General features: G+C 72.0%; 10 protein-coding genes. 5 read left to right on the top strand and 5 right to left on the bottom strand.

Translation table 11 applies throughout. The features are described from left to right. Window positions 1-52: 52 nt before the first annotated feature. On the bottom strand, window positions 53-853 hold the full coding sequence (locus tag ACFWA7_RS38210; protein WP_385549534.1) for a SigB/SigF/SigG family RNA polymerase sigma factor: 801 nt from the start codon (window positions 851-853) through the stop codon (window positions 53-55). 323 nt (window positions 854-1,176) lie between these two features. Between ACFWA7_RS38210 and ACFWA7_RS38205 the strand changes: the two genes are divergently transcribed. After that, window positions 1,177-3,612 carry an ATP-binding cassette domain-containing protein gene (locus tag ACFWA7_RS38205; protein WP_385827760.1) on the top strand — a complete coding sequence of 812 codons (2,436 nt, stop codon included), beginning with the start codon at window positions 1,177-1,179 and terminating at the stop codon, window positions 3,610-3,612. A gap of 46 nt (window positions 3,613-3,658) precedes the next feature. On the opposite strand, the gene ACFWA7_RS38200 is transcribed toward ACFWA7_RS38205, so the two are convergent. After that, the gene (locus ACFWA7_RS38200; protein WP_385549539.1) at window positions 3,659-4,750 is read right to left on the bottom strand and encodes a glutamate--cysteine ligase; all 1,092 of its coding nucleotides are present in this window, start codon (window positions 4,748-4,750) and stop codon (window positions 3,659-3,661) included. A gap of 188 nt (window positions 4,751-4,938) precedes the next feature. On the opposite strand from ACFWA7_RS38200, the gene ACFWA7_RS38195 reads away from it, so the two are divergent. From ACFWA7_RS38195 to ACFWA7_RS38185, 3 genes are read left to right on the top strand one after another with little or no spacing between them, the layout of a single operon-like run. Beyond that, entirely contained in the window at window positions 4,939-5,595 is a 657-nt protein-coding gene (locus tag ACFWA7_RS38195) for a 2Fe-2S iron-sulfur cluster-binding protein (RefSeq protein WP_385827758.1), read from the top strand. Then, the gene (locus ACFWA7_RS38190; RefSeq protein ID WP_385827756.1) at window positions 5,592-6,578 is read left to right on the top strand and encodes an FAD binding domain-containing protein; all 987 of its coding nucleotides are present in this window, start codon (window positions 5,592-5,594) and stop codon (window positions 6,576-6,578) included. The genes ACFWA7_RS38195 and ACFWA7_RS38190 overlap by 4 nt, the downstream gene beginning before the upstream one ends. 22 nt (window positions 6,579-6,600) lie before the next feature. Then, complete coding sequence (locus tag ACFWA7_RS38185) at window positions 6,601-8,688, top strand: xanthine dehydrogenase family protein molybdopterin-binding subunit (RefSeq protein WP_385549548.1); 2,088 nt, start codon at window positions 6,601-6,603, stop codon at window positions 8,686-8,688. Window positions 8,689-8,691: 3 nt separating this feature from the next. Here ACFWA7_RS38185 and ACFWA7_RS38180 read toward each other — a convergent pair whose 3' ends face one another. The 3 genes from ACFWA7_RS38180 to ACFWA7_RS38170 are packed head-to-tail and all read right to left on the bottom strand — an operon-like array spanning window position 8,692 to window position 10,624. Beyond that, complete coding sequence (locus ACFWA7_RS38180; RefSeq protein WP_101386583.1) at window positions 8,692-8,889, bottom strand: CDGSH iron-sulfur domain-containing protein; 198 nt, start codon at window positions 8,887-8,889, stop codon at window positions 8,692-8,694. After that, window positions 8,870-9,523, bottom strand: coding sequence for a HemK2/MTQ2 family protein methyltransferase (locus ACFWA7_RS38175; protein ID WP_385827754.1), 654 nt, complete (start codon window positions 9,521-9,523; stop codon window positions 8,870-8,872). Before ACFWA7_RS38175 ends, ACFWA7_RS38180 begins: the two co-directional genes overlap by 20 nt. A gap of 48 nt (window positions 9,524-9,571) precedes the next feature. Then, window positions 9,572-10,624, bottom strand: a complete 1,053-nt coding sequence (locus tag ACFWA7_RS38170) for an iron-containing redox enzyme family protein (RefSeq protein WP_385827752.1) — start codon at window positions 10,622-10,624, stop codon at window positions 9,572-9,574. Window positions 10,625-10,781: 157 nt separating this feature from the next. Between ACFWA7_RS38170 and ACFWA7_RS38165 the strand changes: the two genes are divergently transcribed. Continuing rightward, window positions 10,782-11,291, top strand: coding sequence for a DUF6328 family protein (locus ACFWA7_RS38165; protein WP_385549557.1), 510 nt, complete (start codon window positions 10,782-10,784; stop codon window positions 11,289-11,291). Window positions 11,292-11,310 lie beyond the last annotated feature (19 nt).

The following is an 11,310-nucleotide window of genomic DNA, read 5'->3' as shown; positions in this document are numbered from 1 at the left end:
GGCCGAGAGCCCGGGCGGCCCCGCTGCATGTTCACCCGCTTCACCGCTCGCGTCACGCGGCCTCGCCCGGCGCCGGGCACATCGCCTCGTCGCGCAGGCGGGTGCAGCACTGACGCAGCAGACGGCACACGTGCATCTGGGAGATGCCGAGTTCGAGGCCGATGTTCTTCTGCGTCATGCCCTGGAAGTAGCGCAGATAGAGGATCTTCCGGTCGCGGGCGGGGAGTTCACGCAGACCGGGCTTGAGGGACTCGCGGTCGATCAGCGTGTCGAGCGCCGGGTCCTCGGAGCCGAGGGTGTCGGCCAGCGTGTAGGGGCTCTGCGCGTCGGCCTGTTCGGCGTCCAGGGACATGGCGCGGAAGCTGTCGATGGCCTCCAGGCCGTCCCGTACGTCCGTCTCGCTCAGGCCGGTGTGTTCCGCCACTTCCCGGACGGTCGGTTCGCCGATTCCGGCGGACTGCAGCTCGTGGCGGGCCGTGCGGACGCGATTGCGGAGTTCCTGGACGCGGCGCGGCACATGGAGGGTCCACATATGGTCGCGGAAGTGGCGCTTGATCTCGCCGGTGATGGTGGGAACGGCATAGCCGACGAACGGCGTGCCGAGGACGGGATCGAAGCCGTCGACGGCTTTGAGCAGACCGACGGCGGCGACCTGGCGGAGATCCTCCGCGGATTCACCGCGGTCGTGGAAACGCACGGCGAGCCGTTGCGACAGGGGAAGCCAGGAATTCACCAACTCTTCGCGCAGTGCTGCCCGTTCGGGCCCGTCCGGCAGTGCGGCGAGCCGTACGAACGCTTCATCGGTATCCGGTGTGTCGTCATACGTGCGGCGATTGGCGCAGCGAGTGGACATGACTTGCGCTCCTTGGGCGACAAAGGGTTCACCGCCGAAAGGAATGGGGCGCAGGGCCGGGACACGGGTCCCCGGCACCGCCCATTCCGGGGCAGCGTATTTCCACTGAAACGGGCCGTATGCATGCGGCGGAGCGGAATTCGGAGAACTTCGTGGCGTGTGCGAGGGATGACTTTGGGTGTGAGGCCGTGTGAATGCCGGGGCGGTCTCCGCACCCGTCTCCGCCACGGGGGCGACGCCGCTGCCCGGAGCTGGTTAGATCGAGCCAGGCGCGATCCCGGCGCGGATCGCGGAGGCGGCCCCGCAGGGCAGAGGGAGACACGATGGGCACGGCCAAAAGGACGGGCGGTGAGTCGCCCGCGCCGCGGAGTGGCGGGAACCACGATCTGCTCCGGGTGCACGGCGCGCGCGTGAACAACCTCAAGGACGTCAGCGTCGAGATCCCCAAGCGCCGGCTGACGGTGTTCACCGGCGTCTCCGGCTCCGGCAAGAGCTCGCTGGTGTTCGACACGATCGCCGCGGAGTCGCAGCGGCTGATCAACGAGACGTACAGCGCCTTCGTCCAGGGCTTCATGCCCAATCTGGCGCGGCCCGAGGTCGACGTCCTCGAAGGGCTGACGACCGCGATCATCGTCGACCAGCAGCGGATGGGCGCCGACCCCCGCTCCACCGTCGGCACCGCCACGGACGCCAACGCGATGCTGCGCATCCTCTTCAGCAGGCTCGGGCAGCCGCACATCGGCTCGCCCAACGCGTTCGCCTTCAACGTCCCCTCGGTCCGGGCGAGCGGCGCGATCACGGTCGAGCGCGGGGCCGGCAGGACCAAGGCCGTGACGGCGACCTTCAACCGCACCGGCGGTATGTGTACGCGCTGCGAAGGCCGGGGCTCGGTCACCGACATCGACCTCACCCAGCTCTACGACGACTCCAAGTCGATCGCCGAGGGCGCGTTCACCATCCCCGGCTGGAAGTCGGACAGCTTCTGGACCGTGCGGGTCTACGCCGAGTCGGGCCTCCTCGATCCGGACAAGCCGATCCGCAGGTTCACCAAGAGGGAGATGCAGGACTTCCTCTACCGGGAGCCGACCAAGGTCAAGGTCGAGGGCGTCAACCTCACCTACGAGGGGCTGATCCCGAAGATCCAGAAGTCGATGCTCTCCAAGGACCGGGAGGCGATGCAGCCGCACATCCGGGAGTTCGTCGACCGGGCGGTCACCTTCACCACCTGCCCCGAGTGCGGCGGCACCCGCCTCAGCGAGGCGGCCCGGTCGTCGAAGATCGAGGGGATCAGCATCGCCGACGCCTGCGCGATGCAGATCAGCGACCTGGCCGAATGGGTCCGTGGCCTCGACGAGCCTTCCCCAAGCTCTTCGAGCAGGGGATACGCCAAGGTGGCGCCGCTCCTGGCGACCCTGCGACGGACGCTCGACTCGTTCGTGGAGATCGGCCTCGGCTATCTCGCCCTTGAGCGGCCGTCGGGCACGCTGTCGGGCGGCGAGGCCCAGCGGGTCAAGATGATCCGCCACCTCGGTTCCTCGCTCACCGACGTCACGTACGTCTTCGACGAGCCCACCACGGGGCTGCACCCCCATGACATCCAGCGGATGAACGAGCTGCTGCTGCGGTTGCGCGACAAGGGCAACACGGTGCTCGTGGTGGAGCACAAACCGCAGACCATCGCGATCGCCGACCACGTCGTCGATCTCGGCCCCGGTGCGGGGCAGGCGGGCGGCACCGTCTGCTTCGAGGGCACCGTCGAGGGGCTGCGGGCGGGTGACACCGTCACCGGCCGGCATCTCGACGACCGCGCCGCCCTCAAGGAGAAGGTGCGCACACCCGGCGGCGCGCTGGAGATCCGTGGCGCGACCGCGCACAACCTGCGCGGAGTCGACGTCGACCTGCCGTTGGGCGTGCTCTGCGTGGTCACCGGTGTGGCGGGCTCCGGCAAGAGCTCTCTGGTCCACGGCTCGATCCCGCCCGGCGCGGGCGTGGTCTCGGTCGACCAGGGAGCCATCAAGGGCTCCCGGCGCAGCAACCCCGCCACGTACACCGGGCTGCTCGACCCGATCCGCAAGGCGTTCGCCAAGGCCAACGGTGTGAAGCCGGCGCTGTTCAGCGCCAACTCCGAGGGTGCCTGCCCCAGTTGCAACGGCGCCGGGGTCATCTACACCGACCTGGCGATGATGGCCGGCGTCGCCACCACCTGCGAGGAGTGCGAGGGGAAGCGGTTCGAGGCATCGGTCCTCGACCACCACCTCGGCGGCCGCGACATCAGCGAGGTGCTGGCGATGCCGGTGAGCGAGGCGGAGGAGTTCTTCGCCGACGGCGAGGCGCGTACGCCGGCCGCGCACAAGATCCTCACCCGGCTCTCCGACGTCGGGCTCGGCTACCTCACCCTCGGCCAGCCGCTCACCACCCTGTCCGGCGGCGAGCGGCAGCGGCTCAGACTGGCCACCCATATGGCCGAGAAGGGCGGCGACCGCCTTGTCTACGTACTCGACGAGCCGACCACCGGCCTCCACCTCGCCGACGTCGAGCAGCTGCTCGGCCTGCTCGACCGGCTCGTCGACTCCGGCAAGTCGGTCATCGTCGTCGAACACCACCCGGCGGTCATGGCGCACGCCGACTGGATCGTGGACCTCGGCCCCGGCGCGGGCCACGACGGCGGCCGGATCGTCTTCGAGGGCACCCCCGCCGACCTGGTCGCCGCCCGCTCCACCCTTACGGGCGAGCACCTCGCGCGGTACGTCGGCGCGTGAACCCCGCCCTCCTGGACACCGTACGGCCGGAACGGGAGCCGGAGCGCTAGGTCCTGACGCTCTGGCTCGTGACCAGGTCGATCACCGCCGGAATGCCGCCTTCCGTGAAGGCCCGGTGCTGCCGGTCGGCGCCGGTTCCCCGGCGCAGGAGGCGCTGCATCAGGGAGTTCACCTCAAGCCCGTCGCCCGCCGCCTCCAGGGCGGGGCCGATGTGCCGGGCCAGCTGGCACAGCACGTCGCCGCAGCTGCGCCGCTGCCCGGCGGGGTCGAGAAGCACCCCGTTCAGCCCTTCCCGGGCGGCGCGCCAGGTCGCGGCCTGGAGCAGTTCGAGGGGGCATTCCGGTACGGGGTCGCCGTCCTTGTGCTCCCGGATGGCGGTGGCGACCAGGGCGCGGATGATCCCGGCGAGCATCACCGCCTCGTCGACCCGCACCTGCACGTCCAGACAGCGCACCTCGATGGTCGGATAGCGCTCGGAGAGGCGTGCGTGCCAGTAGAACTGCCCGCTGTCGCTGACCGCCCCGGCGGTGATGAGGGCTTCCGTGCGGGTCTCGTAGTCGTCGAGGTCGGCGAAGCGCGGTGGGGGGCCGCTGACGGGCCAGCGGCTGAAGACGAGGGTGCGCCAACTGGCGAATCCCGTGTCGCGGCCGTGCCACAGCGGTGAGTTCGCCGACATGGCGAGCAGGGTGGGAAGCCAGACGCGGATCCGGTTGAGGACGGCGACGCCGACTTCCCGGTCGGGTACTCCGACGTGCACGTGCATGCCGTTGATCAGCTGCTCGTCGACCAGCTGCCCCGCGTTCGTCTGCATCGCCAGATAGCGGGGCCGTGGAGTGACCGGGACGGGGCCCGCGCCGTTGACGGGGGCGGCCCCCACGGCGGCGACCCGGCAGCCCAGCTGCTCCGCCGCGGTCCCCACCGTGTGCCGCAGGCGCACCAGATGGTTGCCGAGCTCCCCCAGGGCCAGGCAGACCGGGGTCGCGACCTCCAGCTGGGCCTGGAGCAGCTCCAGCTGTACCTCCGGCCCGTCGACCGTATCCGGCCCGGTCAGCGCCCGTACCTCTTCCGAACGGGGCAGGGGCCGGCCGGTCACGGGGTCCACCAGCAAATACTCTTCTTCGACCCCAAAGGTGAGCATGAGAGGTGGTTACCCGCGTCCGGACCACCCGAACCGGTGTGCGTTTGCGCCAGTCGGCCGGTACGGGCCAGGGCGGCGCCGTACGACCAGGCGGGCGGAGCAGCGGGACGGGCCGCCGAGATGCCGGAGGGCGTCGGCTGTACGAGGGTGGAGACGCCGCCGACGCGTCAGACGGAGGAGCCGTGAGCATGGAAGCAAGCGATGGCCCGCGTGAGCACGACGATGGCCCGCGTGAGCACAGCCCCGAGCCAGGCTCCGAACCGGCCGACCGGGGCGGGGCGCTCCCGCCGACGCACTCGCGCGTGACCCTGCGGGTGAACGACGCCGTCCATGTCATCGAGATCGACCACCGCACCACGCTGCTCGACCTGCTGCGCGAGCACCTCGCCCTCACCGGGTCGAAGAAGGGCTGCGACCAGGGCCAGTGCGGGGCGTGCACCGTGCTCGTCGACGGCAGACGGGTCAACAGCTGTCTGCTGCTGGCGGTCGCGCAGGAGGGACGCCAGGTCGTCACCATTGAGGGGCTCGCCGATATGGTGGGCACGGACGGCGATCTGCATCCTCTGCAACAGGCGTTCCTGGACCGGGACGCGCTCCAGTGCGGCTACTGCACACCGGGGCAGCTCTGCTCGGCCGTGGGCATGCTGGACGAGGCCAGATCCGGTCAGCCGTCGGTCGTCACCGACACCGGACGGCCGACCGGCGCCCCCGTGCGGCTGACCGCCGAGGAGATCCGGGAGCGGCTGAGCGGCAACCTGTGCCGCTGCGGGGCGTATCCGCACATCGTGGAGGCCGTGCAGGAAGTGGTCGTCCGGGACGCGGCCGTGCGGGAGGTTACCGCGTGAAGCCGATGACCTATGTGAGGGCCGGGACCGTCGCGGAGGCGGCAGCCGCCCACGCGGGCCGCCCGGAGGCCCGGTACCTGGCCGGCGGCACCAACCTCGTCGATCTGATGAAGCTCGGCGTGGAACGGCCCGACGTGCTCATCGACATCACACGGCTGCCGCTCGACCAGGTGGAGGAGTTGCCCGACGGCGGGCTGCGGCTCGGCGCGACCGTGCGCAACACCGAGCTCGCCGCGCATCCGCTGGTCCGCGAGCGGTATCCGGTGCTGTCGCAGGCGGTGCTCAGCGGCGCCTCGGGCCAGCTGCGCAATGTGGCCACCACGGCGGGAAACCTCCTCCAGCGCACCCGCTGCGCCTACTTCCAGGACCTGTCCAAGCCGTGCAACAAACGGGTGCCGGGCAGCGGCTGCGGCGCCCTGGACGGCGTCAACCGCGACCACGCGGTGCTCGGCCACTCGGAACACTGCGTGGCCACCCACCCCTCCGACCTGGCCGTGGCGCTTGCGGCCCTCGACGCGGTGGTCGAGTTGGCGAGGCCCGGCGGCGGCCGGACGGTCGAGTTGACCGAATTCCACCGGCTGCCGCAGGACAGCCCCGACCAGGACACCGTGATCCGCCCCGGCGAGCTCATCACCGGGGTGCTGCTGCCGCCCCTGCCCGACGGCGCCGTCTCGCGCTACCGCAAGGCGCGGGACCGGGCGTCGTACGCCTTCGCGCTCGCCTCCGTCGCCGCCGCCGTCCAGGTGGAGGGCGGAGTGGTCCGGCACATCGGGGTCGCGTTCGGCGGCCTGGCCCACCGCCCGTGGCGCGCCCGGCGGACGGAGGCCGCGCTACTGGGCAGCGCACCCACCCCCGAGGCGGTCGCCCAGGCCGTGGAGGCCGAGCTCGCCGCCGCCGTCCCGCTGCGCGACAACGCGTACAAGGTGTCGCTCGCCCGCGACCTTGCCCGCGAAGTGCTCGGCTCGCTGATCGCCAGGTCCTGAACACCCCGAGAGGAGAACCGCCGTGGGACCGTCCCCGAGCGCCCTGGGCGCGCCCGTCGAGCGCCGGGAAGGCCGCGCGAAGGTGACCGGCGCCGCCAAGTACGCCACGGAGTACGCGCCGCCCGGCCGGGTGCACGCCTGGCCGGTGCCCGCCACCGTGGCGCGCGGCAAGGTCGTCTCCCTGGATGTCTCGGCCGCACTCACGCTGCCCGGTGTGCTGGCCGTCCTCACCCCGGACTCCGCCGCCCGTCTCGCCGACGCGGGCGATCCGACCCTGGCCGTGCTCCAGGACTCCCAGGTGCCGCACCACGGCTGGCCGGTCGCCCTGGCCGTCGCCGAGACCCTGGAGACGGCACGGGCCGCCGCCGGAGCGGTACGGGTGCGCTACGCGAGCGAGCCGCACGACGTGACCCTGACCAGGGACCACCCGGAGGCCTACAGTCCAGAGGAGGTCAACGGGGGCCATCCGGGGGAGCGTCGGCAGGGCGATCCGGAGGGCGCGTTCGCCGAAGCGGCGGTCCGGGTGGACGTGTCGTACGCGGTGCCCCCGCTGCACAACCACCCCATGGAGCCGCACGGGGCGACCGCGCTCTGGCAGGACGACGCGCTCACGGTGTTCGACTCCAGCCAGGGCGGCGACACCGTGCGCGCCGTCCTGGCGAAGCTCTTCGCCCTGCCGGAGGAACGGGTGAGCGTCGTCTGCGAGCACGTCGGCGGCGGCTTCGGCTCCAAAGGCACACCCCGCCCCCATGTCGTCCTCGCCGCACTGGCCGCCCGGCACGTCGGACGGCCGGTCCAACTCGCCCTGCCCAGACGTGAGTTGACGGAGCTGGTCGGTCATCGGGCCCCGACCCTGCACCGCGTCCGGCTCGGTGCCCGGCCCGACGGCACCCTCACCTCGCTGATCCACGAGGTCACCACGCACACCTCGCGGGTCAAGGAGTTCGTCGAGCAGGCGGCGGTGCCCGCCCGCGTGATGTACGCCAGCGGGAGCAGCCGCACGAGCCACCGGGCGGTGGCCCTCGACGTCCCCACCCCGTCCTGGATGCGCGCCCCCGGCGAGACACCCGGTATGTACGCCCTGGAGTCCGCGGTCGACGAACTCGCGTGCGCCCTCGGTATGGACCCCATCGACCTGCGGGTGTGCAACGAACCCCCGGCCGAGCCGGACAGCGGACACCCCTTCAGCAGCCGGCACCTCGTCGAGTGCCTGCGCGAGGGCGCGGCGCGCTTCGGCTGGGACGGGCGCGACCCCCGGCCGGGCGTACGGCGTTCGGGGCCGTGGCTGACCGGCACCGGGGTCGCGGCCGCCACCTATCCGGTGCTGGTCTCGCCCAGCCGCGCGACGGTCACCGCCCACCCCGACGGGCTGTACGTCGTACGGCTCAACGCCACCGACATGGGCACCGGCGCCCGTACCGTACTCGCCCAGATCGCGGCGGAGGCGCTCGGCGTCGGGGTGGAGTCGGTCCGTACGGAGATCGGCGTCACCGGGCTGCCCAGGGCGCCGCTCGCGGGCGGCTCCGCCGGCACGGCGTCCTGGGGCTGGGCCGTGGACGAGGCGTGCCGCTCCCTGGCCGCTCAACTGGCCGAGCGGTCCGGCCCGTTGCCGCCCGGGGGACTCACGGCGTCCGCCGACACCTCGGGGAAGGCGGATGCGGACTCCCCCTACGCGCGGCACGCGTTCGGCGCCCACTTCGCCGAAGCCGCCGTCGACACGGACACCGGGGAGGTGCGGGTGCGGAGGCTGCTCGGGGTGTACGCGGCGGGGCGGATCCTCAACGCGCGCACCGCCCGCTCCCAGTTCATCGGCGGCATGGTCATGGGCCTCGGCATGGCGCTCACCGAGGGCGGCAGTGTGGACCCCGCCTCCGGCGCCTTCATCGGCAGCGATCTGGCGGGCTACCACGTGCCCAGCCACGCCGACGTGCCCGCGATCGAGGCGCACTGGATCGACGAGGAGGACCCTCACCTCAACCCGATGGGCAGCAAGGGCATCGGGGAGATCGGCATCGTGGGGACGGCCGCCGCGATCGGCAACGCCGTCCACCACGCCACCGGCGTCCGCTTCCGGGAGCTGCCGCTCACCCCGGACCGCGTACACGTCTGACGCTCATACGCGGCGGCGGTGGCTGGTGTCGCACCACGGGTAGGTCCGGCTGCGACGGCAGGTGCACAGCGCGACCACACAGCGGTCGGAGACCGCGCTGGTGCCGTCCTCCAGGACGACTTCCACCGGCCCCTCGACGAGGACGGGCCCCTCACGCCGGACTCGGATGCGGCGCGGCTTGTCAGACGGGTCGTTCGGCACGGATGACCACCAGTTCTTCCGTCGTCTCGTCGTCCTCGATCAGACCCTGCGCGTCCAGCCACGTCCGCCGGGCCCGCAGGACCGGCCCGAAGGGGATGAACCGCCGCGCGGCCACCGCCGCCTTCAGCCCCGCGCCGCGCAGCTCCCGCAGGCTCGCTTCCGGGCCGCTGATCGCGGAGTGGACCAGCAGGAGCACACCGCCGGGGCGCAGTAGGAGGGGTGCCTCGCGGCAGATGCGGCGCACGAGCAGCCGCCCGTCGTGCCCGGCGTCCCAGGCCCGTGCGGCGCCGTGCCGGGGAGCGGTGGCGGTGCGCGCGGGCACGTAGGGCGGATTGCTCAGAATGAGGTCGTACGCGCGTCCCGCGACCGGCGCCAGCAGGTTTCCGCGCACCACGTGCACCGGCAGACCGGCCAGCCGGGCGTTGAGGCGCGCGGTGAGAACGGCACGCCAGGAGATGTCCACGGCGGTCACCCTGGCACCGCGCCGGGCCGCGGCGAGGGCCAGTGCGCCGGTGCCGGTGCACACATCGAGGATGTGGGCACCCGGCGGCACCGGCTCGTCGCGCAGGGCTTCGGCCAGCAGCGCGGTGTCGGCCTGTGGGGTGTAGACGCCGGGTGGGGCCAGAAGAGTCATGCATGCCGAGTGCCCGGCCATACAGGAAAGATCCCTGCAAATACGTGTTTATCGGTCGGAGTCCGATTTCGGCCCGGCGGACCGGGGGACCGGGGCGGTTTCTCCGTCGTCGAGGGGCGCCCGCAGTGAGGTGCGCCCCGCCCGCCAGTGCCCCAGCAGGTCCTCGCCGAAGCGGTCCTCCAGGAACATGGTGGCGTCGATGCCGAACACGACATCGGGGGCGAGCTGCGGCTCCTCCTCCAGGAGGCCGCCGATCACCTCGTGCCGCACCACCTGCTCGTGCACCGCGTCGGCCTCCACGTGCTCGGTGTAGAAGAGCTCGGCGGCCGGCCCCGCGCCCGCGCGCTTCATCGCGAGCGCCATGCGCCGGGAACCGGGTGACGAGATGACCTCAAGGGTGGCGAAGTGACCGACGAGCGCGCCCCGCAGGCTCCGGTGCAGCCCGAGCAACGACATCAGGTTCACCGTGGCGAGCATGCGCGCCGACCCGGCGTTCAGGTAGTGGCCGTACGCCGTGTCGAGGCCAAGGTCGGTCATGAGGTCGGCGAAGAGCCGGGCGTGCACCCGCTCGGCGCGCCCGCCGCCGTACTCGTCGAACTCCACCGCCGCCATCCCCGCCTTGGCCCGGCCCCACAGCCGGGGGAGCACCCAGGCGTGCGGGTCGGCTTCCTTGAGGTGGTAGAGCGAGCGCTGGGCGGCGTACTCGCGCAGCTGCCACAGGCGGCCCTCCTCCTGGAGGTAGTGCGAGACACCGGTGGGGTGGACGGGCTCGACAAGGAGTTCGCCCAGGGCGTCGTCCACGTCGTGCGCGCGTGCCGCGTCGCGCCGCAGGGCGTCCAGGAACCGGGCCTCCAGCAGAGCGCGCGCGGTGAGCAGCGCGGGATCCCATTCACAGGCGTCGTCCACCCCGGCGAAACCCCGGTAGTGCGGCTCGTAGCAGACGTACAGCGCGAGCTGGAGGTCGTCGCCGTAGGGGTCGGCGTCGGCCACCGCCCGCGCGTCCGGCAGGGGGGTGCCGTCGCCGCGCAGATGGGCGATGACCGCCGCGGAGACCTCACCGCGGCCGTCCGGCAGGGCGGGGCCTCGTTGATCGATGGTCATGGCCTGTGTGTACCCGCTGTACGCCGGCGCATCCGCTGCCCCTCCCGGGGATGCCCCTCGGATTGCGATCTGTCGGAGCGGGTACCGATGCGTGACCCCCAGTGCACCGGGGGAGCGGATGGCCGTGCCGGGGCACGGAGAGTGACAGGAGGTCGTGATGGACAGCGACGACAGGAAGCGGCGTACCGACGACGACGGGCGCGACGAAACCGTCGAGGGGCGTGCGGACCGCAAGTGGGGCGACCTCATCCAGGAGGTCAGGGTGGCGCAGACGGGCGTGCAGATCCTCTTCGGATTCCTCCTGACCGTCGCCTTCACCCCGCTCTTCCACCAGCTCGGCGACACCGACAACGCGATCTACGTCTGTACGGTCGTGCTCGGATCGGCGACCACGGGCGCCCTGGTGGCGCCGGTCTCCTTCCACCGGATCCTCTCCGGTCGCCACATCAAACCCACGGCCGTCGCGTGGGCCTCCCGGTTCACCGTCGTCGGGCTCGTGCTGCTGTTCGCCACGATGACCTCGTCGCTCGTCCTGGTGCTGAGGGTGGCGTCGCACGGCGGGTACTGGCCGTGGCTGGTCGGCGCCGTGGTGGCCTGGTACCTGGTGTGCTGGTTCGTGCTGCCGCTGTGGGTGCGCCACTGGCACACGGAGGGTGAGGCGGACTGAGCGCCGGTCGCCTCCGGGG

The sequence above is a fragment of the Streptomyces sp. NPDC059994 genome (assembly GCF_042737755.1).
GTDB lineage: Bacteria > Actinomycetota > Actinomycetes > Streptomycetales > Streptomycetaceae > Streptomyces.
The sequence above is the reverse complement of the archived record's forward strand: the minus strand, read 5'-3'. Positions and strand labels throughout refer to the sequence as shown.

What these genes read in the sequence shown, in the direction of transcription:
- ACFWA7_RS38210 (WP_385549534.1), bottom strand. Translation starts at nt 853, where the DNA reads ATGTCCACTCGCTGCGCCAATCGCCGCACGTATGACGACACACCGGAT.
- ACFWA7_RS38205 (WP_385827760.1), top strand. Translation starts at nt 1,177, where the DNA reads ATGGGCACGGCCAAAAGGACGGGCGGTGAGTCGCCCGCGCCGCGGAGT.
- ACFWA7_RS38200 (WP_385549539.1), bottom strand. Translation starts at nt 4,750, where the DNA reads ATGCTCACCTTTGGGGTCGAAGAAGAGTATTTGCTGGTGGACCCCGTG.
- ACFWA7_RS38195 (WP_385827758.1), top strand. Translation starts at nt 4,939, where the DNA reads ATGGAAGCAAGCGATGGCCCGCGTGAGCACGACGATGGCCCGCGTGAG.
- ACFWA7_RS38175 (WP_385827754.1), bottom strand. Translation starts at nt 9,523, where the DNA reads ATGACTCTTCTGGCCCCACCCGGCGTCTACACCCCACAGGCCGACACC.
- ACFWA7_RS38170 (WP_385827752.1), bottom strand. Translation starts at nt 10,624, where the DNA reads ATGACCATCGATCAACGAGGCCCCGCCCTGCCGGACGGCCGCGGTGAG.
- ACFWA7_RS38165 (WP_385549557.1), top strand. Translation starts at nt 10,782, where the DNA reads ATGGACAGCGACGACAGGAAGCGGCGTACCGACGACGACGGGCGCGAC.